This is a genomic window from Hyphomicrobium nitrativorans NL23, assembly GCF_000503895.1.
Lineage (GTDB): Bacteria > Pseudomonadota > Alphaproteobacteria > Rhizobiales > Hyphomicrobiaceae > Hyphomicrobium_C > Hyphomicrobium_C nitrativorans.
The window spans coordinates 1129109-1153557 of sequence record NC_022997.1 but is presented as its reverse complement, the minus strand read 5'-3'; the positions used below and the strand labels follow the sequence as shown (position 1 = coordinate 1153557).

Below are 24449 nucleotides of genomic sequence, written 5' to 3'. Positions count from 1 at the left end.
AACCCGCCAATGGCACGCGCACTTCTCCGGTGCGTCGTGGAACTAAAACGGTGGGGGAGACCTCCTCCCACCGGAAAGCATGTGAAGAGCCGCGGCGCGGAGGCTCGCGAAAGCCTCCGCGCAACACGGTCTTAGTGGTGGTTGCCCGAGATACGCGGAAGCGTCTCGAAGCAGTGGTACGGCGGCGGCGACGTCAGCGTCCATTCCAGCGTCGTTGCGCCCTCGCCCCACGGGTTGTTGCCGGCAGGCACCTTGCGGGCCAGAGCGACGAACACGCCGATGAAGAAGAAGAGCGTGCCGACGGCCGTGATGTAGGAGCCGATCGACGACACGTAGTTCCAGAACGCGAATGCATCCGGATAGTCGACGTAACGGCGCGGCATGCCTGCAAGCCCGAGGAAGTGCTGCGGGAAGAACAGGATGTTCGCACCGACGAACGTCGTGAAGAAGTGCAGCGTGCCCCAGAAGTTGGAATACATGTAGCCCGTCATCTTCGGGAACCAGTAGTAGTAGCCCGCGAAGATCGAGAACACGGCGCCGAGCGACAGCACGTAGTGGAAGTGCGCAACCACGTAGTAGGTGTCGTGCAGAGCACGGTCCACACCTGCGTTAGCAAGCATCACGCCCGTCACGCCGCCGATGGTGAAGAGGACGATGAAGCCCAGCGACCACAGCATCGGCAGCTTGTACTGAATGGAGCCGCCCCACATCGTGGCGATCCACGAGAAGATCTTCACGCCCGTGGGCACGGCGATCACCATCGTGGCGAACACGAAGTAGGCCTGCGTGTTCACGTTGATGCCCGCGGCATACATGTGGTGCGCCCACACGATGAAGCCGACGAGGCCGATCGCAACCATCGCGTACGCCATGCCGAGATAACCGAAGATCGGCTTGCGCGAGAAGGTCGAGATGATGTGGCTGACGATGCCGAAGCCCGGCAGGATCATGATGTACACTTCAGGGTGACCGAAGAACCAGAACAGATGCTGGTACAGGATCGGGTCGCCGCCGCCGGCCGGCGCGAAGAACGTCGTGCCGAAGTTGCGGTCGGTGAGCAGCATCGTGATCGCGCCCGCGAGAACCGGCAGCGACAGCAGCAGCAGGAACGCGGTGATCAGCACGGCCCAGGCAAAGAGCGGCATCTTGTGCAGCGTCATGCCCGGAGCGCGCATATTGAAGATCGTCGTGATGAAGTTGATCGCACCGAGGATCGACGAGGCGCCCGCAACGTGCAGCGCGAGGATCGCGAAGTCGACGGCCGGACCCGGATGGCCGGCTGTTGAAAGCGGCGCGTAGATCGTCCAGCCCGCACCGACACCGTGCATACCTGACGGCCCCTCCACGAACATCGAGATGAGCAAGAGCGCAAGCGCGACCGGCAGCAACCAGAACGAGATGTTGTTCATGCGCGGGAACGCCATGTCGGGCGCGCCGATCATCAGAGGCACGAACCAGTTACCGAAGCCGCCCATGGTGGCGGGCATCACCATGAAGAACACCATGATGAGGCCGTGACCCGTCACGAACACGTTGAACATGTGCGGGTTGGAGAAGTACTGCATCCCCGGCTCTGCGAGTTCGAGGCGCATCGCGATGGAGAGACCGCCGCCGATGATGCCCGCGATCATCGCGAAGATCAGGTACATCGTGCCGATGTCTTTGTGGTTCGTCGAAAGCAGCCAGCGACGCCACCCGGTTGGGGTGTGATCGTGATCGTGGCCGGCATGTGCTGTGGTGCTACCCATTGTTCGAAACCTTTATTGACCTGGGTGTTTCCATTCCGAATCCGGTTGAGGCGGAGGCCAGCGCCGGTGCGCGGCTCCGCCGTTCCGGGTGCTATTGGGCCTGCGTCGCGGCGCTCACGACAGTCGTCGCCGTGCCGGCAGCCTCGGCGGCCTGCTTGATCGCCACGTCGTCCAGGATCTCGCGCGCCCGCTTGCGATCGCGAGCCTGAAGAGCCTCGACCCACTGGTTGAACACATCGTCGGTCACCACGCGAACGCCGATCGGCATGAACGCGTGATTGAGGCCGCAAAGCTCCGAGCATTGCCCGTAGTAAATGCCCTCACGCTCGGCCTTGAACCACGTGGACGTCACACGTCCCGGCACGGCGTCGACCTTCGAGCCGAACGAGGGAACGGTCCAGTTGTGGATCACGTCGTTGGCGGTGACGAGCACGTGCACGACCTTGTTCACCGGCACGACGATCTCGTTATCGACGGCGAGCAGGCGCGGAGACGGGATGCCCCGCTGCTCGCGCTCGGCGATCTCTTCATCGCCCAGCATGTTGGTCGTGATCGTGATGTTGCCGTGGTCCGGATACTCGTGCTCCCAGAACCACGAGTTGCCGATCGCCTTAATCGTGAGATCCGGCTTCGGGTACGTGTACTGGTTCATCAGGAGCTTGAACGAGGGGATCGCGATCACGACTAGGATCAGGATCGGAAGCACCGTCCATGCGAGTTCGAGCAGCGTGTGGTGTGTCGTCTTGCTGGGAGTGGGGTTACGCTTCTCGCTGAAGCGGAACATCACGTAGAGCAGCAGAATAATGACGAAAGCCGCGATCGCGATAATGATGAGGTTGGTCAGATCGTGGAACGCGTGGATCTCGCGAGCGATCGGGGTCACGGCTTCCTGCATCCCAATCTGCTTGGGTGCGGGCTGGCCCACGCCGACCTGCGCCATCGCAGCGCCCGGCGCCATCAGCATGGCCATCAACCCGGCCAGCGCCACCTGAGGCACATACTTGAAGATCCATCTCAGCATAAAATCCGCTCCCCGGTTCCGTTTCCCGGCTTCTCAGCCGGAATCTCCCATGCAGGCCTGTCGACCGTTCAATGTGCCGATCGTTCTGCCTGGCGCGTCCGCGCCACTGCCTTTGGGGCGACCCCAAATTCCCCTCGCGCCGCACGCGTCACCGGCGTGCACACGGAACAGGCAGAGTCCCCCGACCACACACACACCACAATCGTCAAACTTGTCTCAAGTCAAGTTCTCTGCGGCATAACCACGCGTTAATTGCGCGCAGTCCACGATCGCGCGCCTTCGCGCCGCAACATGAGTGCGCGAGAGAGAGTCATGGGCGTATCCACCCCGCGCTGCGCCAAGCCGTTCTCCGAGTCCCACTTTGGCCTTTTTCCTCGCAGAGACGAACAGAGTGCGGTAGACGCGCACGAGCGGCGTTTGCGGGGTCTCGGCGCCGTTACCGGAACGTTTTCGAGGAATATCCAACCGTCATGTCACCCACCATCGGTCAGCCGCCGGGGCGCCAGACCGGCACCCGCCGGTACACCGCAGGTCTGTTGTGCGCCGCATTAATTGCCGCCTTAACGGGACTGCCGGAGACGGGATTTGGCCTCAACGGAGGGGCCCGCGCGGAGGGGGCCGAAACCGCCGGCGAGCGCGCACAGGGAGCAGCGGCGTCTCAATTCGCCGACGGCGAAGTGAAGGGGCAATATGGAGACTGGCAGTATGTCTGCAAGCCTCCACCGCCGGGTGCCAAGAACGAAGTATGCGCCCTCGTCCAGAGCGTCACCGCCGAGGACCGCAACAACGTCGGTCTCACCATTTACTTCCAGCAATTTTCGAACGGTGTCCGGGTTCTGCGCGTCTTCGCACCCGTCGGCGTTCTGCTACCGCCCGGCATCGGCCTCAAGGTCGATGGCGCCGACATCGGCCACGCGCCGTTCCTCCGCTGTCACACCTTCGCCTGCTATGCGCAGGTGACGGTTGAGGAAAAGCTCATCGAGCAGTTCCGTACGGGAAAGACCGCCATTTTCATCATCTTCCAGACGGAGGAGGCCGGTATCGGCATTCCGATCTCGCTAGCAGGCTTCGGCGAGGGTCTCTCCGCGCTCAGTGCGATGAATTGAACCTTCGCCGCCTCGCGCAAATCCGATCCCCTCGGTATTCATCGTTGCGAACAAAAAAGAAAACGCCGTTCAACTAAAACCCGCAACGTGGCGGCAGACAATAATTACGTATGAAACAACGCCGAACGGGCGACGCATGACGCACCGCCAGCTCCAAACTCGAAATCGAATAATTCCAAAACGCGCCGAATTTCTATTCGGCATCGGACATCAGGCGACGCGGCGCGCCTTGTTTTCCGGCTCGGCCTTGATCCGCGGGCGCGTCCTCGCCTTCGCTTCGGCAGCGCCGTTGAAGTCGATGTAATCGCGCTCGGCCTGCGGCACGCCGATCGTCGCGTAAGGCGCAGCCAACGGCAATGCCTGGCTCCACGCATCCGCGATTTTGCGGCCGCTCGCGGCATACTGCTCCGCCGCTTCCTGCCAGAAGGCCATCTGCGCGTTCACGACGTCATGGCCCGTGCGGCACTGCGCGAGTTTTGCCGGCGCCTGCATCACCGCCTGAACGCGGCGGTTCACGAGACCGAGCATCTCAAGCTGCGCACGCGCGACGGCCTTGAGGGGCGCCGTCGCCTGCTGGGTGAACGCCTGAGTATCGAAGGCAGTCGGAAAGCCTGCGCCAAGCGGGGGAGTACCCTGGCTGACCGTCTCGAATGCCGAAAGATAGTTCTGAAACACCGACGCGAACGACCCAATGCCGTACGCATCGTATCCCGTTTGCGTGCCCATACCCTGAACTCCCTATGTACGGATCCCGATGACATGGCCGGAACCTCGCAATCACTTAATCCAAAAATTATGCACGACGTGTGGCGATTGCAAATGATCGTGATCAAATCGATGGGCGCAAAACAATAACGAAATGTTGATAAGAAAATGACCGGGAGCAGCACACCGCGCGTTTTCGCTTCCCCTTCCGTAATGCGCTTTTGCGTGCAGGATCTGTCATCAGCCAGTGATATCCGCCGTTTAACGAAACTTCTTGCCAGTTTTCAGGAGGTTTATTCGTGCGGAATCGCAAGTTGCCGCCGTCCGTCGCGTTCGAGGCTGCGGAAAACGTGGGCTCGAACCCCACAGCCGCACCGACCATTGGCGACCTGATCGCGGAGCGCCTCTCCCGTCGCGATCTCATCCAAGGGCTTGCGGCGGTCACCGTCGCCGCCGAGCTTGCCTGGCCCCGGGCCCTCGCCGCAGCCCCGGCGCAGGGCGGCAGGCACCCGCCCTCGCCATCTTTCGACTTCGCCGAGCTCACAGTCTCGCCAGGTTCGCCAACGCACCACGTTGCGGCGGGCTACGACGCCGACGTGCTCATTCGTTGGGGTGACGCCGTCTTAGCCGACGCCCCAACATTCGTTCCCGGCCGCGCAGACGCCGCCGCCCAGGCCCGGCAGTTCGGCTACAACAACGACTTCCTCGGCTTCCTGCCGCTCGATGGGCGGAGCGACCACGGCCTCCTCGTCGTCAATCACGAGTACACCAACGGCGAACTGATGTTTCCGGGCCTCGCGACACGCGGCGACCGCGACGCCGGCTTCGCGTCCGTCACGCGCGAGATGGTCGATGCGGAGATGATGGCGCACGGCGGCGCAGTCATCGAAGTTCGCCGCGAAAACGGCAAGTGGCACGTCGTGCAAGGCTCGCGTTACGCCCGCCGCATCACCGCCGAAACCGAGATGCTCGTCTCCGGCCCCGCCGCCGGTCACGACCGCATGAAAACGTCTGAAGATCCGAGCGGCACGCGCGTCCACGGCATGCTGAACAACTGCGCAGGCGGCATCACCCCGTGGGGCACCTGGCTGACGTGCGAGGAGAACATCAACGGCTACTTCTGGAACAAGGACGCAGCCAAGCCGCTCACTCCCGAGGCGCGCGCGTTGCGCCGCTACGGCGCGCCCGCCGAATGGTACGCCTGGGGCCGCTTCCATGATCGTTTCGACGTCACGAAGGAGCCGAACGAGCCGAACCGCTTCGGCTGGGTGGTGGAGATCGACCCCTTCGATCCCACCTCGACGCCGATCAAGCGCACCGCCCTCGGCCGCTTCAAGCACGAAGGTGCCGGAAACATCGTCAACGGTGACGGACGCTTCGTCGTCTACCAGGGCGACGACGAAGCCTTCGATTACGTCTATCGCTTCGTCACGGACGGTAAGGTCGACCCGGGCAACAGAGAGGCCAACCGTAACCTTCTCGACAACGGCGTGCTTTCGGTTGCGCGTTTCAATGCCGACGGCACGGGCGAATGGCTACCTCTCGTCCACGGACTCCCGAACAAGAGCGGCCAAGTCTGGCTAACCGAAGCCAACGGGTTCAAGGATCAGGGCGATGTGCTCATTCACACGCGCCTCGCGGCCGACCTGCTCGGGCCGACGAAGATGGACCGTCCCGAGGACATCGACGTCAACCCCAGAACCGGAAAAGTCTATCTCGCGCTCACGAGCAATGCGAAACGCACCGAGGACAAAACCGACGCGGCCAACCCGCGCGCGACAAACGCCTTCGGCCACATCATCGAAATCGTGCCCGACGGCGGCGACCACACAGCCGACACCTTCACCTGGGACATCCTGATCAAATGCGGCTCCCCCGAGATCGCCGCGGTCGGCGCCACCTTCAATCCGGCCACGAGCGAAAACGGCTGGTTCGGAATGCCGGACAACTTCGCGGTCGACGCCGACGGCCGCCTCTGGGTCTCGACCGACGGAAACTCGCCCCGCAAAACCAAACGCGCGGATGGAATCTGGGCCATCGAGACCGAAGGCGCCGAACGGGGCACATCGCGTTGCTTTTTTCAGGTTCCGGTCGGAGCCGAAATGTGCGGCCCCTGCTTCACGCCCGATCTCGAAACCTTTTTCGTCGCCGTCCAGCACCCTGGCGAAACGGAAATCGGCGGAGACGTGATCTCGACGTTCGATGCGCCCACCACCCGCTGGCCGGACTTCGAGGACGGCACACCGCCGCGCCCGGCCATCGTCGCCATCACACGCAAAGGCGGCGGCAAGATCGGCGGATAAGAGCAGAGCACCGTCTCGCAAACCCGCAAGAGAACGGGCCGGCGGAGAAAAATCCCCACCGGCCCGTCCCGAATTCATGTGGCGTCCACCGAAACAATCGGTGCTGAGCCGATTACGCGAGCTTCGACTTGATCCACGCCGCCGCAAGCGCCGTGATCGCGCCGCTGACACCGCCGGTGGCAAAGCCGCTCACGATCGCCCCGATGTCGAGGCCGGCCGTGTCGATGCCGAGCAGGGGCCCGAGCAACTGCCCGCCGAGACCGCCGCCGAGAGCGCCAGCCAGCGTGTTGCCGAGAGTCCCGAGCGCGTTGTTTTTGGTTGCAGCAGCAGCCGCATTGCCGCCGATGGCACCGCTCGCCGCCTGAATGAGAAGTGACGTCAGGTCCATAAGTCTGGTCTCCCCAATAATAGTCCGGGCACCCTAGAAGCCCGAACCACCCCTGATTGTCCGCCTCCAGCGCACCTCAATCAAGCGTAAGCAACGATACGCCGGAAATAATTGCCTCCATCCGGCGGCAGGGGCGGGGCAAGCCGCCCATGGACGGGACGGCCCACCGAGACCAAATTGAGCCTTGCCGTCCCATCCCATCGCGGTGCAAACATCCAGTGGGAAAACCGGGGCTCATTCACTCCGGGGTAGGATCATAGGTCCCATCAAAGAGTTAGAGCGTCATATCGAGCCGATGACCCCGGCCGCGCTCTAGGAGGAGACAAGCCCGCGATGAACGTTCACGTCGTTCCGACCCCCGCCACCGCCGCGGACTCCATTCGCCACGACTGGACGCGCGAGGAAGCGCAGGCCATCCACGACCTGCCCTTCAACGATCTCCTCTTCCGTGCGGCAACCGTTCAGCGCCGCCATTTCGACCCCAACAAGATTCAACTCGCGCGCCTGCTCTCCATCAAGACGGGCGGCTGCGCGGAAGATTGCGGATATTGCAGCCAGTCCGCGCACCACGCCTCGGGCACCGGCCTCAAGGCCTCGAAGCTGATGGAAGTCGAGCGCGTGCTCTCCGAAGCCCGCAAGGCCAAGGCCCAGGGCGCCACCCGCTACTGCATGGGCGCGGCATGGCGCTCGCCCAAGAACCGCGACATGGCCTCAGTGGTCGCCATGGTCGAAGGCGTCAAGGCGATGGGCATGGAAACGTGCATGACGCTCGGCATGCTGTCGGACGACGACGTCCTGAAGCTCAAGGATGCTGGCCTCGACTATTACAACCACAACATCGACACCTCCGAGCGCTACTACGCCTCGATCATCAAGACGCGCACGTTCGCAGATCGCCTCGACACACTGTCACGCGTGCGCGACGCGGGTATCAAGGTCTGCTCGGGCGGCATCGTCGGCCTCGGCGAGACCATCGAAGACCGCGTCGACATGCTGGTGACGCTCGCCAACCTCCCCGAGCATCCCGAGAGCGTGCCGATCAACATGCTGATCGCGATTGCGGGCACGCCGCTCGAAGACCAGAAGAAAGTCGATCCGATCGCGTTCGTCCGCATCATCGCGCTCGCCCGCATCATGATGCCAACGTCTTACGTGCGCCTCTCCGCCGGCCGCACCGAGATGAGCGACGAAATGCAGGCGATGTGCTTCTTCGCAGGCGCCAACTCGATCTTCTGCGGCGAAACGCTGCTCACCGCCGACAACCCCGGCGAAGACAAGGATCAGGTGCTGTTCGCAAAGCTCGGCATGACGCCGGAAGCGCTGGAAGGCGGCACGGACACCGAGGCGGGGGACGAAACAACAGCCACGGAGCGGACCTCCTGCGGCTGCGCGGGACCGTCAGCCGAGGCCGCCTCATCATGCATGACAGCCACGAGCGCGCGCTAAAGGCGCTTGAGCGCCGCGGCCGCCTCCGGACGCTCACGCCCCGAAGCGGCGTGGATTTCTCGTCGAATGACTACCTGGGTCTCGCCTCTTCGGCGGCGCTATCGGAATCGGTCGCCCGCGCGCTCGACCGTGGCGTCGCCGTCGGCGCGGGAGGCTCGCGCCTGCTGCGCGGCAACGACCCCGAGCACGAAGCGCTCGAAGCCGATGCCGCCCGCTTCTTCGGCGCGGAAAGCTGCCTCTACTTCGGCGGCGGCTTCCTCGCCAATTACGCCCTTTTCTCCACGCTTCCCGCGCGCGGCGATCTCGTCGTCCATGACGCGCTGATCCACGCAAGCGTGCTCGATGGCATACGCGCAGGCAAGGCGACTGCCACGCCCGCAGCCCACAACGACCCCGAAGCCTTCGACGACGCCATCAAGACGTGGCGCGCCGGCGGTGGAACGGGCCGCCCTTGGATCGCGGTCGAAAGCCTCTATTCGATGGACGGCGACCAGGCACCCCTGGCGGATCTCGCAGCCGTCGCGCGCAGCCACGACGGCATGCTCGTGATCGACGAGGCGCACGCGACAGGCGTTCTCGGGCCCCAGGGCCGTGGCCTCGGCCACGCACTGGAAGGCGCACCCGACGTCATCTCGCTCCACACCTGCGGCAAGGCCCTCGGTACCACGGGTGCTCTCGTCCTCGCGCCCCGCATCGTCCGCGATTATCTCGTGAACCGCGCCCGGCCCTTCATCTACGCGACAGCGCCCTCCCCCTTGATGGCAGCCTCCGTCCGCGCCGCTCTCACCCTCGTGCAAAGCGAAGAAGGCGCCCAGCGCCGTGAACGGCTCACAAGCCTTGTCGCGTTTGCGGGCCGGGAGATGACACGCCGTCTGGGCATCGGCGCGAGCGGATCGCATATCCAGCCCATCGTCCTCGGCACCGACGAGCGCGCGGTCTCCGTTGCGAAAACGCTGATCGCTGAAGGCTTCGACATCCGCGCCGTCCGCCCGCCCACCGTGCCGGAAGGCACCGCGCGCCTCCGGCTGTCTCTCACGCTCAACGCAGGCGAGAAAGCGACAGCTCGCCTCGTCGATGCCCTCGCCCGCGCACTCCAAGAGGTTCCGGCATGACCCAGGGCCTCATCGTGACCGGCACGGACACGGGCGTCGGCAAGACGGTCGTCGCGGCGGCGTTGGCGGGCGCGCTCGACGCCGCGTATTGGAAGCCGATCCAATGCGGCCTCGAAAACGGCGGCGACAGCGCAGAGGTCCGCACGCTTTCAGGCCTCCCCGCCGAACGCCTGCTGCCGGAAGCCTACCGCTTCGCGATGGCGGCTTCCCCCCACCGCGCGGCGGAAGCGGAAGGCATCGAGATCAGCCTTGCCGATCTCACTCTGCCCGACGTCAGGGGCCCCCTCGTGGTCGAAGGCGCGGGCGGCCTCATGGTCCCGCTCACGCGCCAATCGCTGCTGATCGACCTCTTCGCCTCCTGGCGCTTGCCCGTGGTGCTCGTGGCCCGCACCGCGCTCGGCACCATCAACCACAGCCTGCTCTCCATCGAAGCGCTGAACGGCCGCAACATTCCGATTCTCGGCGTCGCCTTCGTGGGCGACGAGGTGCCCGATACGGAGCGCACCATCGTGGAGATGGGCGGCGTGCGCCGGCTCGGCCGTTTGCCGCATATCGCCCCTCTCACACGCGCTAGCCTCGCCGCGGCCTTTGCGGAGAATTTCCGCATCGAGGATCTGCGCTGATGGCCCGCACGACGATCTGGCATCCCTTCACGCAACACGGGCTCGAACCTCTGGAAACGGAGATCATGCGAGCCAAGGGCGCATGGCTTGAAACGACGGACAACCGGCGCATTCTCGACGCGATCTCGTCCTGGTGGGTCGTCACGCACGGCCATCGTCACCCGGCCATCGTCGAAGCCATCAAGACGCAGGCCGACCGGCTCGATCAGGTGATCTTCGCGGGCTTCACACATCCGTCCGCCGATGCCTTGGCCTACAAGCTCGTCAGCATCGCCCCGCCGGGCCTCGCGCACGTCTTCTTTTCCGACAGCGGCTCCACCTCCGTCGAGGTGGCGCTCAAGATGGCGCTCGGCTACTGGCGCGGAATTGGCGAGCCGCGCACGCGCATCGCGGCCCTCGAACACGGCTATCACGGCGACACCATCGGCACGATGTCGGCGGGCAGTCGCGGCCTTTTCAATGCGACCTACGAACCCTTGTTATTCGATGTCGTGCACATCCCGTTTCCCGTCGCGGGCCGCGAGCAGGCCACCCTCGACGCTCTCGACGCGGCCTGCCGTGACGCTCCGCTCGCCGCGCTCGTCGTGGAGCCCCTGATCGCAGGCGCGGGCGGCATGAAGATCTACAGCGCCGCCACGCTTGCCGAAATGAAGCGCATCTGCGCGCACCATGGCGCGCTTCTCATCGCCGACGAGGTGATGACGGGCTGGGGCCGCACCGGCACGCTGTTCGCCTGCGAGCAGGCAGGCATCACGCCTGACATCATGTGTCTCGCAAAAGGCATCACGGGCGGATCGCTCCCGCTCGCCGCGACGCTCGCATCCCCCGCAGTGTACGATGCCCACTTCTCCGAGGATCGCACGCGCACGCTCTTTCACTCGTCGAGCTTCACCGCCAACGCCATCTGCTGTGCAGCGGCCCTCGCCAACATCGGGATCTGGGAAGAAGAGTCGGTTCTGGATCGCATCGCGGCGGTGTCCGAGATGCAGCTTTCGCAGATCGCAGCCTTGGCCGACGATGCCCGCTTCGCGAACCCGCGCTGTCTCGGCACCATCGGGGCAATCGACCTCCGCGTACCGGACGGCGGCTATCTAGCCGCGGCGGGCCCGGCGCTGCGTGCGCACTTCCTGAACAACGGCGTCCTTCTTCGCCCGCTCGGCAACACGATCTACGTCATGCCGCCTTACTGCGTAACAGCAGACGATCTCGCGCGCGCCTACGGGGCCATTCGCGAAATCCCGGCCGAAATCACGTCCGCTTGAGGATATATGCCGTCTCGTCGAGCGACGTCACGCCGCGCGCCTTGAGGTTCTGGCTCTCGTCGAGCCCGTCCCGCGTTTCGGCGAGCGCAATGTCGTGCGTGTCCGCAAACAAGGCATCGACCTGCGCGAGCGGCGTGGAGAACGGCGGCCCGTTGATCTGGCCATCAGGGTAAGCGAGCGAAACGAGCAGCATCGGCGCCTCCGGTGGCAGCAGGGTCAGAAGCGTTTCCGCGTACCGAACCTGAAGGCTCGGCGGAAAGGCAACCAGCGCCGCGCGGTCGTACACCGCCGCCACGTCGCGAAGCGCCTCCTGAGGAAGCTCGAAGATGTCGCCGCACCAGATCGTGAACGGCCCCGCCGACCAGACGGCAAGCGCACCCTCCGGGCGCACGTCCGCCACGAGATCCTGCTCGCGGAAAAACGCATCGACCGCAAGCGGCGACAGCTCGCATCCGATCACGCGATGGCCCTGCGCCGCAAGCCACACCATGTCGTAGCTCTTCCCGCACAGCGGGACGAAGACGGCGCTTCCCGCCGCGAGGCCGAGCGAAGCCCAGTACCGCGGCAGAAAGTCGTGCACCTTCTCCCGGTGAAATCCGATCTCGGCGTTCTTCCAGCGCTCGATCCAGAAATTAGGGTCCAAAGCCGCCTCCACTCGCTCAGATCCGGAAAGCTCGCCCCGCGTTCGGCGAGGACGGAAACGCGGGCAGGTCTCCGCGTGTCAGCTTCTGTAGTCCGCGTTGATCGACACGTAGTCGTGCGTGAGGTCGCACGTCCAGACATGTGCCGCAGCCTCGCCGACCCCGGCATTGACGCGGATCACGATCTCGCGGTTCTTCATGTAGGCGGCCACGGTCGCCTCATCGTATTCGCCCGCCCGCTCGCCATCGCGCGCCACGCAATAGGGACCGAACCAGATCGCGAGCTTGTCGCGATCCGCCGCCTCTCCGGCTTTGCCGACGGCCATGACGACACGGCCCCAGTTTGGGTCCTCGCCCGCAATCGCGGTTTTCAAAATCGGAGAGTTCGCGCAGGCAAGCGCAATGCGCCGCGCCGCGGGGACGCTCTCCGCCCCCTCAACGACGAAGGTCACGAACTTGCTCAAGCCCTCGCCGTCCTTCGCCACCTGGATCGCGAGATCGCGCATCAGGTCGTGAAGCGCGGCCGAGAAGTCCGCGAGCGCAGGGTCGGCCGCGTCCGTCACGCGCGCTTGGCCCCGAGCCTCCGCCGCCCCGGTCGCGAACAGCAAACACGTGTCGCTGGTCGAGGTATCGCCGTCGATGGTCATCGAGTTGAATGTCGTCTCGACGTGCTCCGAGAGCAGCGCCTGCAGCGCCTCGGACCCGATGGCCGCATCGGTGAAAATAAAGGCAAGCATCGTCGCCATATCGGGCGCGATCATGCCCGCACCCTTGCAGAAGCCGTTGATCGCGACCTCCACGCCGCCGATCCGCGCGGTGCGCGTCGCGAGCTTCGGATAGGTGTCGGTCGTCATGATCGCGCGCGCGGCAAGCTCGAAGGCATCGGGCGTGGCGTCCCGCACCAGCGCGTCCAGCAGATGCGCGAACTTCCCCGCATCCAGCGGCTCGCCGATTACGCCCGTCGAGGCAACAAACACCTCGCCCGCCGCGCACCCCGCAGCCTTCGCGCCCGCCTCCACGGTGATCTCAACGGCCTCGCGACCCTTCTTCCCGGTGAAAGCGTTGGCATTGCCGGAGTTCACGATCAGGAGCCGCGCAGCGCCCCCTTTCAGGTGCTCGCGGCAAAGCAGAACCGGCGCGGATGCGGTCTTGGATTGGGTCAACACCCCGGCCGCCGTCGTCCCCTCATCGAGAACGGCAACCATGAGATCCGTGCGGCTGCGATACTTGATGCCAGCCTCCGCGGTGGCGAAACGAACGCCTTCGATGGGCAAAAGGCGAGGCAGGCTATCGGGAGTGAACGGCGAGCGGGTCGTAATCTGGCCCATGAGAGACTCCGGCACGGAAGAAGTGAGCGGCAACGGGAGGACGAGACACAATCGGGCCGCCCTTTGCAAGCGGCCCGACCGATGAGTTGAAGCTCCAAGACGCGTGAAGCTACTTGGCTTCGTTTTCGAGCTTTTGCTGATCCTGCTGCTTCTGGAGTTGCTCGTTCATCTGCTGATCGAACATCTGCTGGCGGGCAGCCTGGGCCGCCACTTCCTTCTCCACCTGTTCGCGGATCTCGCTGTCCACGTATTCGACCGTTGCCTTGTCGCGCAGCTCCTTCGAGACCTGCTGGCCTTTCTGCTGCTCCATGGCGTGCGAAATCTGGCCCTTGACCTCCTCGAAGGTCGGCACCGGCTTCATCCGGCGATCCTCGACCTTGATCACGTGCCAGCCGAATTGGCTCTTCACCGGCTTCGAGATCTCGCCCTTCTCCAGAGAAAAGGCGGCCTCGTCGAATTCCTTCACCATTTGCCCTTTGCCGAAATATCCGAGCTTGCCGCCGTTCGCCTTCGAACCGGGGTCCTTGGAGTGCTCGGCCGCGAGCTTGGCGAAGTCGCCGCCATCGCGGGCCTGATCGGCCAGCGCCTTGGCCTGCTCCTCGGTCTCGACCAGGATGTGGCTGGCCTCCACCTCCTCTTCGGGGGTGAGTTCCTTGACCTTCTCGTCATAGAGCGCGCGGACGACACCCTCCCCGATCGCCTCCTTGACCGCCTTTTCGTAATAGGCGTCGCGCTTGGCCCGCGTGTTCCAATACGCAAGGCGGCGCTCGAACTCCGGCCCGCTGGTCAGCTTCTCGCCATCCGCGGCATTCGAGTAGAGTTGCATCTCGATCAAAAATTCGAGCAGCAGCCGGCGGCGGTTCGCGGCTGGGATATTGGCCACCTCGGCACCGACTTCGGCTTCTGCAAGCGCGAGATCGGACTCCCGGATCTCCACCCCGTTGATCTTGGCCAGCACCTTGTCCTCCGCGTGCGCGGAGCCGGCTTGCGCCAGCGCCCCCAAAAGAACGAGCGCCGGAACGACGGCAAAACGGGCAGCATGGGACAATTTCACGGGATTTGGCTCCTGCCGGATCGAGGCTCGAAAAACGTCGGTCACGGCAAGAAAACGCCGCCCGAGGCGAAAAGGATGCGAGTAATTCGAAATCGCGGCATCCATAGACCCGGCACCGGGGAACTGCCAAGTCAACAATTGTGGCGTCTTGCAGGCATATCCCGCCTCGCCCCCGGCAAAGATCTCGAACAGACGAGACTGAGAAGAACCGCCGACGCTCGTTGACAATTCAGGGGCGTAATCCTTATGTCTGCGCCCGTATGGCCGCTTGGCCGGACTGGCACATCCACGGTTTCCCTGCCCCCTGGGGAGCATCGGCAAACCGCGATCGGGACAGGAAAAAACATCAATGAGCGCGCGGCGCAAACACGCCGCGTTCCCTGCCAAGTCCCTGATTTAAGGAACGATTGAATGCTTTCCCTCGACTCTCTCGGAAACTTTGCGTCGAAGATTTTCGGCTCGTCCAACGAGCGGCGCGTGCGCGGCTACCGATCCCGAGTCGAGGCCATCAACGCGATGGAGCCTGAGGTCGCAAAGCTCACCGACGACGAGTTGCGCGCCCGGACGGAAGATTTCCGCAGGCAGTATCGGGAGGGCACCCCGCTCGACAAGCTCCTGGTCCCGGCTTTCGCGACCGTCCGCGAAGGCGCCAAGCGCGCCCTCGGCCAGCGCCATTTCGACGTACAGCTCATCGGCGGCATGGTGCTCCACGAAGGCAATATCGCGGAGATGAAAACGGGCGAAGGCAAGACGCTCGTGGCCACCCTTGCCGTGTACCTCAACGCCATCGCGGGCGAAGGCGTCCACGTCGTGACCGTCAACGATTATCTCGCCAGCCGCGACGCCGAGTGGATGGGCCGGGTCTACCGCTTCCTCGGCCTCACCGTCGGCAACATCGTCCACGGCCTCGACGACGACGAGCGCAAGGCCGCCTACGCCTGCGACGTCACCTACGCCACCAACAACGAGCTGGGCTTCGATTATCTGCGCGATAACATGAAGCTCCGGAAGGACGACATGGTCCAGCGTGGCCATTTCTTCGCCATCGTGGACGAGGTCGACAGCATCCTGATCGACGAGGCGCGCACGCCGCTCATCATCTCCGGCCCCCTCGAAGACCGCGCCGACCTCTATATGGCGGTCGACAAGCACATCCCGAAGCTGACGCCCGAGCATTACGAGCTGGACGAAAAGCAGCGCCAGGTTGCCCTGAACGACGAGGGCAACGAGTTCATGGAAAAGGTGCTCGCGGAAGCGGAGCTGCTCAAGGGCTCGCTTTACGACATCGAGAACGTCACCCTCGTCCACCACGTGAACCAGGCCCTCAAGGCCCACAAGCTGTTCCAGCGCGACAAGGATTACATCGTCAAGGGCGGCGAGGTCGTCATCATCGACGAGTTCACGGGCCGCATGATGCCGGGCCGCCGCTATTCCGAAGGCCTGCACCAAGCCCTTGAAGCGAAAGAGAACGTCGAGATCCAGCCCGAGAACCAGACGCTGGCCTCGATCACCTTCCAGAACTACTTCCGCCTCTACGACAAGCTTGCCGGCATGACCGGCACGGCTCTGACCGAAGCGTCCGAATTCATGGACATCTACGGTCTCGACGTCATCGACATCCCGACGAACCTCAAGATCTCGCGCATCGACGACGACGACGAGATCTACCGCACGCAGAAGGAAAAGCTCGCCGCCATCGTGACGACGATCGCGGATTGCTCGCGCCGGGGCCAGCCGATCCTCGTCGGCACCACCTCGATCGAGAAGTCGGAGCAGCTTTCGGAACTCCTGAAGGACCGCAAGTTCCTGACAGAGCTCGGACGCTCGCTGCTGTCTCAGGCCGAACGCCTCAAAGACGCGAAGGAAGGCAAGACCTCGGCCGAGTCCGAGCTTAAGGCCTACTTCAACGACATCGGCCAGCACCTGGTCGACCTCGGCAGCGCGAAGTCTAAGGACGAGCCGATCCCCCATCAGGTCCTGAACGCGCGCTATCACGAGCAGGAAGCGAGCATCATCGCGCAGGCCGGCGTACCGGGCGCCGTCACCATCGCAACCAACATGGCCGGCCGCGGCACCGACATCCAGCTTGGCGGCAACGTCGAATACCGGCTCCGCGACTGGATCGCGGCTGAGACGGAGGCGGGCAACGCACCCGACGACGCAGCCATCGCCAAGAAGCGCGCCGAGATCCAGGCCGACGTGGACGTCAAGAAGAAGATCGCCCTCGAATCCGGAGGCCTCTACGTGCTCGCCACCGAGCGCCACGAGAGCCGTCGTATCGACAACCAGCTCCGCGGCCGCTCCGGCCGTCAGGGCGACCCGGGCCGCTCGAAGTTCTACCTCGCGCTCGACGACGACCTCATGCGCATCTTCGGCTCCAACCGCATGGATGGCGTCTTGAAGTCTCTCGGCCTCCAGGAGGGCGAGGCGATCACCCATCCGTGGATGAACAAGAGCCTTGAGATGGCGCAGAAGAAGGTGGAAGCCCGCAACTTCGACATCCGCAAGCAGATCCTGAAGTACGACGACGTGATGAACGATCAGCGCAAGGTCATCTTCGACCAGCGCAAGGACATCATGGCAGAGGAGGACGTCTCGGAAACCGTGCAGGAGTTGCGCAATCAAGTCCTCAATGACCTCGTCAGCCGCTTCATTCCCGAGCAGGCCTACGCCGAGCAGTGGAACACGGTCGGCCTCCGCGAGGCGGTGCAGGCCATCTTCGGGATCGACCAGCCGGTCGACGAATGGGCAAACGAGGAAGGCATCGCCAACGACGAGATCTTCGAGCGTCTGCAGAAGGCCGTGGATGAGAAAAGCGCCGCCAAGGTCGCCGAGATCGGCCCCGAGACCTATCGGCAAATCGAGAAGATGGTCCTCCTCCAGACGCTGGACCACCTCTGGCGCGAGCATCTGATCACGCTGGAGCACCTGCGCCAGGTGATCGGCTTCCGCGCTTACGGCCAGCGCGATCCCCTGAACGAGTACAAGAGCGAAGCCTTCGTCCTGTTCGAAAGCATGCTCTCCCGCCTCCGCGAGGCAACGACCGGACAGCTCATGCACGTCGAGCTTGGAGCTCCCGGAGAAGAGCTTGCCGATCTTGAAATGCCGGAACTCCCCGAGATGCATGCTCATCACGTCGACGCTTCGACGGGGTTCGATGAACTCTCGGACGAGCTTGCGATGGCGGATGCTGCGATCGCCGGCCGGGGCCGCGGAGGCCCGGCACCGGAGAAGCGCGCACCTATTCAAACGCGCAAGGCCGCTGGCGCTTTCGACCCCGCAGATCCTGCAACATGGGGCAAGGTTTCACGCAACGCGCCCTGCCCGTGCGGCTCCGGCAAGAAGTACAAGCACTGCCACGGCACCTACGAGTAAAAAGAAGCGCCGAAGAACGGAACTCCGGGGCCGCATCCTTCCGAGGGTGCGGCCACGTCCGTTTTGCGCAACTGCGAATTCCATTTCGCAGCATAGGCGGATCTCACGCCTATCTGTCGGCTCACAGCGCATAGTCCGACGAAGGATCGAAGACGTTTCCGAGACCCATAGGGGGAGCGCGACCGGCAAACCGGCAGATTTGAGAAGCCGAAGAAGCTGAGAACTTCAAGCAATACAGAAGTAAAACAAAATATTAACCACGATATATCGACGATATTCCACAGATACACTGAGAATAATAAAATGAAAACGCCGTTCAATTGGCGAAATCACTCAATCTCACCTAGACATTATCAAATTTCATTAGTGAGATTAACGATTTAGATACGATTGCCAGTCTGGACATTCATAGCTTTTACATCGCGTTAACACGTCTGAGCTAGATTAGCCCCAGTTCCGGCGCGGGACGGAAGATCCACGCCCCGAGCTATTGGCAGACTTTTGAAGTCACACAAGGGAGTTACCAGTCATGACGAACCTCTTCTCGCGCTTCGTGAAGGACGAGTCCGGCGCCACCGCGATCGAGTACGGCCTCATCGCCGCCATCGTGGGCGTCGGCATCATCGCCGGCCTTGGGCCGCTCACGGAAGCCCTCAACACCACGTTCGGCACCATTTCGACCAAGCTGGGTGAAGCTGGCGCCGAATGATGCAGCGCTCGATGCGAGACGGGTCTAGCGCCCACGCATAAAGCCAATTCCAACGGAGCCACCCGGGAAAACTCGGGTGGCTTTGTTGCCTAGGGCAGCGATACAGCCAACGTTAGCCGCGCAAACACTGCTTCTTAACGGTGCGATGCTAGAAAAAACCTGACGGACGCTGCCCCTCAGGTCCATTCCGCCGAGCGAGCTCAAGCACATGAAGCGTTTGCTGAAAAACTTCTTCGAAAACGAAGCTGGCGCGACGTCCATCGAGTACGCGCTGATTGGAGTGATTGTGAGCGTGGGTATCATCGGCAGCCTGCAAGCCGTCATGAGCGCCCTCGACGCAATGTTCGGCAAGGTCGAGGACGGCTTCGACCGTTGACGGCACCTCCGCATTTGCCCTTGTCGAACGACAGTAAGGTCGAGTGATGTACGAGTACGCACCACTTCTCGTGTTCCCCACTATCATGACCTTCGCAGGCGCGACCGACCTGCTGACCATGAAGATCCCGAACCGCATCTCGATCGCGCTCGTGGCCGTCTTCTTCCTGCTCGCCCCGCTGATGGGTCTCCCCGCCTCCACCATCATGATGCACGTCGCAGCCGGCCTCTTAGTTCTCTCGCTCGCATTCGTGCTCTTCGCTGTCGGCGGGTTCGGCGGCGGAGACGCCAAGCTGCTGGCGGCGGGCGCGCTCTGGATCGGCATGGACGGCCTCATACTCTATCTTGTCGGCGTCACCCTTTTCGGTGGCCTCCTGGCCGTGGCGCTCCTCGCCTACAGGAAGCAGCCGTTCGACGCGTACGCTATTCCCGCGTGGGCTTATCGCCTCCACCTGCCGAAGTCCGGCATTCCCTACGGCATCGCCATCGCCGCGAGCGCGCTATGGGTGTATCCTAAAACCCCATGGTTCAGCGCATTCTTGGCCTGACCGTCCAATCCTTGAACGCCGATTAACTTCGCATTGACGTTTGTCCCGCAATCTTCGGCCTAAGGCACGAGGTTCGGCCATAAGGCCGTATGGGACAACGCACGCGATGAAACGGCCACAACTCATTGGAGTGACTGTAGCGGCCACCGCCGGTCTTCTGGCGTTTTTCATGGTAAGCGCCATGGTCAACAAACCGCCCGTCGAAAAGACAGTCGAAGTCAAGGTCGAGAGCAACGACGTGCTCGTGGCCCGCACGGACATCGGTCTTGGTCAGATCACGAACGATAGCCTGTTCCGCTGGCAGTCCTGGCCGAAGGAAACGGTCACCACCGGCTTCATCACGCGCGAAGACCGCCCCGACGCGATGACCCAGCTCTCCGGCTCCATTGCGCGCGCGCCGATGATGGCGGGCGAACCGATCACCGAACAGAAGCTCGTCCGCGCCGGCCAGGGCGGCGTGCTTGCGGCCATTCTGCCGGCCGGAATGCGCGCCATCTCGACCCGGATCAAGGAGGAGACCGCCGTCGGCAATCTCATCCTCCCCAACGACCGGGTCGATGTCATCCTCATCCGCCGCGTGCGCGGACGCTCGGGCGGCGAGGATTACGTCAGCGACCTTCTGTTCGGCAACGTCCGCGTGCTCGCCATCGGCCAGCAGATCGAGACCAAGGAGGGCCGCAAGACCGCCGACGGAAGCGCCGCGACGGCAACGCTCGAACTGACGGCACGCCAGGCCGAACTGTTGGCGCTTGCCAACTCGATGGGAGAGATCTCGCTCACCCTGCGCTCGATTGCGGATCTCGACCTCGAAGCCGGCCCCATGGCGGGCACGGATCCCAGTACGCGTGAAAGCACCGCCGTCCGCGTGCTGCGTTACGGAACCCCGTCACGCGCGTACGGCGTGAACTGAGTAAACAGCGTGCCATTGAGTAAAACGCGAGTTTCCAGTCCGCGAGAAAGCCGGTTGAACGATGCGAAAGATGAAGTTTCTTTGTGCCCTCGCACTGAACGCGCTGGTGATGGCAGCATGGAGCCCGGCACCCGAAGCTGGTCCTGAACCGAACACCGGCTCGTCCGTTTTACGCATCAGCGACGACGGCATGTTGCCCCAGAACCGCTCCGTGTCTCTCGGAGCCGGAAAATCCCTGCTCGTTGAGTTCGACTTCGAGTTGCGCGACGTCCTCGTGTCCGACCCGCAAGGCGTCGACGCCGTCGTCCAGACGTCCAACCGCGTATTTCTGATCGCCAAGCGCCCCGGACAGACGAATGCCTTCTTCTTCGATGCGGCGGGCCACCAGGTCCTGACGCTCGACATTTCGGTCGGTGCGGACTCGAGCGGTCTCGAAAGCCTGCTCGCGCGTCTCATTCCCGGATCGAACATCCGTGTGGAACTTGCAGGCCGATCGCTTGTGCTGACCGGCACCGTGCGCGCGCCCGCCGATTCCCACATGGCAACCAATCTCGCGAAAGCCTTCGTCTCCTCCGAGGGCGCCGGCCTCATGAGCTCCGTTCCTGGCGCCGCCGCGTCCGGTCCGGCAGGCTCCGCGAGCGGCGCGAACGCCCAATCGGGAAGCCCCTCGAACTCCGGCGAGGCAAAGCCGGTCATCAATCTCCTTTCTGTCGAGGCGGAAGAGCAGGTGATGCTGCGCGTCGTCGTGGCCGAAGTTCAGCGCACACTCTTGAAGCAGTTCGGCGTCAACCTGGGCGCCGCCATCAACTCGGGCAACTTCTCGACCGCCATTCTGACGGAGAATGCGCTTCCCTTGACGGCAGCGGCGGGTCTCGGCGGCATCCCTGTGCCAGGCCTCGGCACGACGGCGTTCGACGCCGCGACGGGCGTCGGATGTACGACGGCTGGCGTGCTCTGCAACTGGAACACCGGACCGGCCACCGGCACGTTCGGCAACAGCGGTGTCAGCGGCGGCTGGAGCAACGGCACCTCGCAAGTCTCCCATACGCTGCGTGCGCTCGAACGCGACGGCCTCCTGAGAACGCTCGCCGAGCCGAACCTCACGGCCGTCTCGGGTGAATCCGCCAAGTTCCTCGCCGGCGGCGAGTTCCCCGTCATCGAGCCGAGCGGCATCGGCCAGACCACGGTGCAGTACAAGCCTTACGGCATCGGCATCTCCTTCACCCCCACCGTTCTGTCTGAAGGCCGCATCAGCCTCAAGATCGAGAGCGAGGTCAGCGAGCTCACCACCAACGGCGCGATCCAGGTGCAGAACATCTCGATCCCGGCCCTCAAGACGCGCAAGGCGAACTCGACCGTCGAGTTGCCGTCCGGCGGCGCGCTGGCTCTCGCCGGCCTGATCTCGGACTCGACCCGTCAGAACATCGACGGCTTCCCGGGCCTCAAGGATCTGCCCGTGCTCGGCACGCTGTTCCGCAGCCGCGACTTCGTGAAAGAGGAAACCGAGCTCGTGGTGATCGTGACGCCTTATCTCGTACGGCCGGTGTCGCCGCGCCAGCTCGCCAAGCCCATCGACGGCCTCGCCGAAGCCACCGACCGCAAGGCGAACTTCATGGGTCACCTGAACCGCATCTATGGCGCACCCGACGCGGCCGCCCCGGTGGGTGACCTCAAGGGCGACTACGGGTTCATCATCGAATAACGGCCGACGCTGGAGACGCTTGTGATGCAACAGACACGTCAATCGCCCCGAGTAGGCCGCTTCGAACCGCGCCGCGCGACACTCGCATGTGCACTGCTGGCGCTCGTCGCCGTCGGCGCCGCGGGCTGCCGCCACGATGTCGGCGCCCCGCAGGTTGCCGGATGGTCGCTTGTCGATCCGGCTCAACGCCACCCGATCATCGTCTCGCAACAGCCGCAGACGATCGAGGTCAACGTCGCGCCTCAGGCCCGCCGCCTCTCCCCGCGCCAGCGGGCGGACGTGCTCGACTTCGTGCATCGCGCACGCGCCAGCGATGCCGGCAACAGCCGTCTCGTCATCCAGGCGCCCAGCGGAGGCAACAACGAGATTGCCGCTATGAACGCGGTTGGCGAGATCCGCCAGATGGTGAGCGACAACGGCTTTGCGGAATCGTCCATCGCCGTAGAAGCCTACCAAGGCGGCAGGCTCAGCGCGCCGGTACGCCTCTCCTACCTCACCTACGTCGCCGAAGCGCCGACCTGCGGCTACTGGCCGACCAACCTGGCCGACCAGCGCGACAACGCCAACTATTGGAACTTCGGCTGCGCAAACCAGCGCAACCTGGCCGCCATGATCGCAAACCCCGCCGATCTGATCGGACCCCGCACCGAAGGCGAACGCTACGGCGACCGTCGCGACGTGACATTCGACAAATACGTCCGCGGCGAACACACGGGCGCCGACCGACCGACCGACCCGAGAGACAGCACGGACGTCGCAACAGACGCACGTACGAGATAGCCATGACACAGCACGCATACGGCTCATCGCGCTCCGATCCACTGGACCCGCTCGCACCGCTGGAAGACACATCGGACGCGTCCACGGCCGCATTGAGCGACCGTGCGCGTCCCTTGCCGCGCATTTCGATCCAGGCCTTCTGCGAGACACCGGCTCTCGCCGAAGTCCTGCAGGACGCCTCCGAAGATCGTCGCCTCAGCAAAACACATCTCACGATCCAGATGGGCGGCGCGGCTGCGGCCGTGGCCCATTATCAGGAAAGCCCGACACCCAACCTGATTATTCTGGAGTCGCAGCGGTCTCACGCGGCCCTGATCGCGGAACTCGACGAACTCGCCCAGAGCTGCGACCCCGGCACCAAGGTCGTGATCGTCGGCCAGACCAACGACGTGATGCTCTATCGCGACCTCATCCGCCGCGGCGTTTCCGAATATCTCGTGATGCCCATCACACCGTTCGAGCTGATGGAGTGCCTCTCCGGGCTTTACAACAACCCGGCAACCGACCCCGTCGGTCAGGTGTTCGCCTTCATGGGCGCAAAGGGCGGCGTGGGCTCGTCCACCATCTGCCACAACGTCGCCTGGACGCTGTCCGAAATCCTGGAGACCGACATCGTCATCGGCGACATGGATCTGGCTTTCGGAACCGCTGGCCTCGACTTCAATCAGGACCCCGTGCAAGGCATCGGCGATGCGCTCCAGAACCCGGACCGCCTCGACGAGGTGCTGCTCGACCGCCTCCTGACGACATGCTCGAAGCACCTGTCGATCTTCGCTGCTCCCGTCGTGCTGGACCGTGACTACGACCTGACGCCCGACGATTGTCAGACGGTCGTCGATGTCGTGCGCCAGAACGTGCCGTTCGTTGCGGTGGATCTTCCGCACATCTGGACCCCCTGGACGAGGCAGCTCCTCCTGCAGGCCGATGAGATCGTCATCACCGCCGTCCCCGACCTCGCCAATCTGCGCAATGCGAAGAACATCATCGATCACATGAAGCAGGCGCGTAAGAACGACGCCGCGCCACGCCTCGTGCTCAACATGGCCAACATGCAGAAGCGCCCCGAGATCACCGTCAAGGAATTCGAGAGCGCACTCGGGATCGAGACCCTCGCAGTCATCGACTTCGACTGCGAAAACTTTGGGCAGGCCGCCAACAACGGCCAGATGGTCGAAGAGTACAGCGCAAAGGCAAAGGCGGTGCAGAGCTTCCGCGACATCGCGATGACGCTTGCCCATCGCAAAGAGATCAAAGCGGAGAAGAAGTCGCCTCTCGCGCCTCTTCTCGAAAAACTCAAGCTCATGCGCTGAGGA

General features: G+C 63.7%; 21 protein-coding genes. 14 read left to right on the top strand and 7 right to left on the bottom strand.

Features of this window, described 5'->3' with window-relative positions; genetic code table 11:
• Positions 1-131: 131 nt before the first annotated feature.
• Entirely contained in the window at positions 132-1748 is a 1617-nt protein-coding gene (ctaD, locus tag W911_RS05325) for a cytochrome c oxidase subunit I (protein WP_023786493.1), read from the bottom strand.
• A 91-nt stretch (positions 1749-1839) separates the two neighbouring features.
• Positions 1840-2769: a cytochrome c oxidase subunit II gene (coxB, locus tag W911_RS05320; protein WP_023786492.1), complete on the bottom strand. Its 930-nt coding sequence runs from the start codon at positions 2767-2769 to the stop codon at positions 1840-1842.
• A gap of 470 nt (positions 2770-3239) precedes the next feature.
• Between coxB and W911_RS05315 the strand changes: the two genes are divergently transcribed.
• Positions 3240-3875 carry an invasion associated locus B family protein gene (locus tag W911_RS05315; RefSeq protein ID WP_023786491.1) on the top strand — a complete coding sequence of 212 codons (636 nt, stop codon included), beginning with the start codon at positions 3240-3242 and terminating at the stop codon, positions 3873-3875.
• Between the two features lie 210 nt (positions 3876-4085).
• Here the strand turns inward: W911_RS05315 and W911_RS05310 are convergent, their stop codons facing one another.
• Positions 4086-4601 (bottom strand): phasin family protein, encoded by a 516-nt coding sequence (locus W911_RS05310; RefSeq protein WP_023786490.1) that lies wholly within the window; start codon positions 4599-4601, stop codon positions 4086-4088.
• A 278-nt stretch (positions 4602-4879) separates the two neighbouring features.
• Here W911_RS05310 and W911_RS05305 point away from each other — a divergent pair, with 278 nt between their 5' ends.
• A complete protein-coding gene (locus tag W911_RS05305; protein ID WP_023786489.1) occupies positions 4880-6883 on the top strand; it encodes a PhoX family protein in 2004 nt (667 codons plus the stop codon).
• Positions 6884-6995: 112 nt separating this feature from the next.
• Here the strand turns inward: W911_RS05305 and W911_RS05300 are convergent, their stop codons facing one another.
• Positions 6996-7271 carry a hypothetical protein gene (locus tag W911_RS05300; protein WP_023786488.1) on the bottom strand — a complete coding sequence of 92 codons (276 nt, stop codon included), beginning with the start codon at positions 7269-7271 and terminating at the stop codon, positions 6996-6998.
• 333 nt (positions 7272-7604) lie between these two features.
• Here W911_RS05300 and bioB point away from each other — a divergent pair, with 333 nt between their 5' ends.
• Genes bioB through W911_RS05280 form a run of 4 tightly spaced genes read left to right on the top strand, consistent with a single transcriptional unit; the run spans position 7605 to position 11714 of the window.
• Positions 7605-8717 carry a biotin synthase BioB gene (gene bioB / locus W911_RS05295; RefSeq protein WP_023786487.1) on the top strand — a complete coding sequence of 371 codons (1113 nt, stop codon included), beginning with the start codon at positions 7605-7607 and terminating at the stop codon, positions 8715-8717.
• Positions 8690-9829 (top strand): 8-amino-7-oxononanoate synthase, encoded by a 1140-nt coding sequence (locus W911_RS05290; protein WP_023786486.1) that lies wholly within the window; start codon positions 8690-8692, stop codon positions 9827-9829. Before bioB ends, W911_RS05290 begins: the two co-directional genes overlap by 28 nt.
• On the top strand, positions 9826-10452 hold the full coding sequence (gene bioD / locus W911_RS05285; protein ID WP_023786485.1) for a dethiobiotin synthase: 627 nt from the start codon (positions 9826-9828) through the stop codon (positions 10450-10452). Before W911_RS05290 ends, bioD begins: the two co-directional genes overlap by 4 nt.
• Positions 10452-11714 (top strand): adenosylmethionine--8-amino-7-oxononanoate transaminase, encoded by a 1263-nt coding sequence (locus tag W911_RS05280; protein ID WP_023786484.1) that lies wholly within the window; start codon positions 10452-10454, stop codon positions 11712-11714. Before bioD ends, W911_RS05280 begins: the two co-directional genes overlap by 1 nt.
• Here the strand turns inward: W911_RS05280 and W911_RS05275 are convergent.
• The 3 genes from W911_RS05275 to W911_RS05265 all read right to left on the bottom strand — a co-directional run bounded on the left by W911_RS05275 (position 11701) and on the right by W911_RS05265 (position 14737).
• Positions 11701-12357 (bottom strand): thiopurine S-methyltransferase, encoded by a 657-nt coding sequence (locus tag W911_RS05275; protein WP_023786483.1) that lies wholly within the window; start codon positions 12355-12357, stop codon positions 11701-11703. The two genes, W911_RS05280 and W911_RS05275, sit on opposite strands and share 14 nt — an antisense overlap.
• A 78-nt stretch (positions 12358-12435) precedes the next feature.
• Entirely contained in the window at positions 12436-13683 is a 1248-nt protein-coding gene (gene argJ / locus W911_RS05270; protein WP_023786482.1) for a bifunctional glutamate N-acetyltransferase/amino-acid acetyltransferase ArgJ, read from the bottom strand.
• 109 nt (positions 13684-13792) lie between these two features.
• Positions 13793-14737: a peptidylprolyl isomerase gene (locus W911_RS05265; protein ID WP_244438601.1), complete on the bottom strand. Its 945-nt coding sequence runs from the start codon at positions 14735-14737 to the stop codon at positions 13793-13795.
• A 411-nt stretch (positions 14738-15148) separates the two neighbouring features.
• On the opposite strand from W911_RS05265, the gene secA reads away from it, so the two are divergent.
• The 8 genes from secA (at position 15149) to W911_RS05230 (ending at position 24446) form a co-directional block, all read left to right on the top strand.
• Entirely contained in the window at positions 15149-18112 is a 2964-nt protein-coding gene (gene secA / locus W911_RS05260) for a preprotein translocase subunit SecA (RefSeq protein WP_023786480.1), read from the top strand.
• A gap of 529 nt (positions 18113-18641) precedes the next feature.
• Complete coding sequence (locus W911_RS05255; protein ID WP_023786479.1) at positions 18642-18821, top strand: Flp family type IVb pilin; 180 nt, start codon at positions 18642-18644, stop codon at positions 18819-18821.
• A gap of 208 nt (positions 18822-19029) precedes the next feature.
• Positions 19030-19197, top strand: coding sequence for a Flp family type IVb pilin (locus tag W911_RS17715; RefSeq protein WP_023786478.1), 168 nt, complete (start codon positions 19030-19032; stop codon positions 19195-19197).
• Positions 19198-19243: 46 nt separating this feature from the next.
• A complete protein-coding gene (locus W911_RS05250; protein ID WP_023786477.1) occupies positions 19244-19744 on the top strand; it encodes an A24 family peptidase in 501 nt (166 codons plus the stop codon).
• Positions 19745-19850: 106 nt separating this feature from the next.
• The gene (gene cpaB / locus W911_RS05245; RefSeq protein ID WP_023786476.1) at positions 19851-20654 is read left to right on the top strand and encodes a Flp pilus assembly protein CpaB; all 804 of its coding nucleotides are present in this window, start codon (positions 19851-19853) and stop codon (positions 20652-20654) included.
• 70 nt (positions 20655-20724) lie between these two features.
• Positions 20725-22356 (top strand): type II and III secretion system protein family protein, encoded by a 1632-nt coding sequence (locus W911_RS05240; RefSeq protein WP_041317546.1) that lies wholly within the window; start codon positions 20725-20727, stop codon positions 22354-22356.
• A gap of 24 nt (positions 22357-22380) precedes the next feature.
• Entirely contained in the window at positions 22381-23136 is a 756-nt protein-coding gene (locus W911_RS05235) for a CpaD family pilus assembly protein (RefSeq protein ID WP_023786474.1), read from the top strand.
• A gap of 2 nt (positions 23137-23138) precedes the next feature.
• Positions 23139-24446: a CpaE/TadZ family protein gene (locus W911_RS05230; RefSeq protein ID WP_023786473.1), complete on the top strand. Its 1308-nt coding sequence runs from the start codon at positions 23139-23141 to the stop codon at positions 24444-24446.
• Positions 24447-24449 lie beyond the last annotated feature (3 nt).

Excerpts from the sequence above, each read along its gene's own strand:
- secA (WP_023786480.1), top strand. The coding sequence starts at position 15,149 with ATGCTTTCCCTCGACTCTCTCGGAAACTTTGCGTCGAAGATTTTCGGC.
- bioD (WP_023786485.1), top strand. The coding sequence starts at position 9,826 with ATGACCCAGGGCCTCATCGTGACCGGCACGGACACGGGCGTCGGCAAG.
- ctaD (WP_023786493.1), bottom strand. The coding sequence starts at position 1,748 with ATGGGTAGCACCACAGCACATGCCGGCCACGATCACGATCACACCCCA.
- W911_RS05230 (WP_023786473.1), top strand. The coding sequence starts at position 23,139 with ATGACACAGCACGCATACGGCTCATCGCGCTCCGATCCACTGGACCCG.
- W911_RS05310 (WP_023786490.1), bottom strand. The coding sequence starts at position 4,601 with ATGGGCACGCAAACGGGATACGATGCGTACGGCATTGGGTCGTTCGCG.
- W911_RS05280 (WP_023786484.1), top strand. The coding sequence starts at position 10,452 with ATGGCCCGCACGACGATCTGGCATCCCTTCACGCAACACGGGCTCGAA.
- W911_RS05315 (WP_023786491.1), top strand. The coding sequence starts at position 3,240 with ATGTCACCCACCATCGGTCAGCCGCCGGGGCGCCAGACCGGCACCCGC.
- W911_RS05240 (WP_041317546.1), top strand. The coding sequence starts at position 20,725 with ATGAAGTTTCTTTGTGCCCTCGCACTGAACGCGCTGGTGATGGCAGCA.
- bioB (WP_023786487.1), top strand. The coding sequence starts at position 7,605 with ATGAACGTTCACGTCGTTCCGACCCCCGCCACCGCCGCGGACTCCATT.
- cpaB (WP_023786476.1), top strand. The coding sequence starts at position 19,851 with ATGAAACGGCCACAACTCATTGGAGTGACTGTAGCGGCCACCGCCGGT.
- W911_RS05255 (WP_023786479.1), top strand. The coding sequence starts at position 18,642 with ATGACGAACCTCTTCTCGCGCTTCGTGAAGGACGAGTCCGGCGCCACC.
- W911_RS05250 (WP_023786477.1), top strand. The coding sequence starts at position 19,244 with ATGTACGAGTACGCACCACTTCTCGTGTTCCCCACTATCATGACCTTC.
- W911_RS05300 (WP_023786488.1), bottom strand. The coding sequence starts at position 7,271 with ATGGACCTGACGTCACTTCTCATTCAGGCGGCGAGCGGTGCCATCGGC.
- coxB (WP_023786492.1), bottom strand. The coding sequence starts at position 2,769 with ATGCTGAGATGGATCTTCAAGTATGTGCCTCAGGTGGCGCTGGCCGGG.
- W911_RS05235 (WP_023786474.1), top strand. The coding sequence starts at position 22,381 with ATGCAACAGACACGTCAATCGCCCCGAGTAGGCCGCTTCGAACCGCGC.
- W911_RS05290 (WP_023786486.1), top strand. The coding sequence starts at position 8,690 with ATGCATGACAGCCACGAGCGCGCGCTAAAGGCGCTTGAGCGCCGCGGC.
- W911_RS17715 (WP_023786478.1), top strand. The coding sequence starts at position 19,030 with ATGAAGCGTTTGCTGAAAAACTTCTTCGAAAACGAAGCTGGCGCGACG.
- argJ (WP_023786482.1), bottom strand. The coding sequence starts at position 13,683 with ATGGGCCAGATTACGACCCGCTCGCCGTTCACTCCCGATAGCCTGCCT.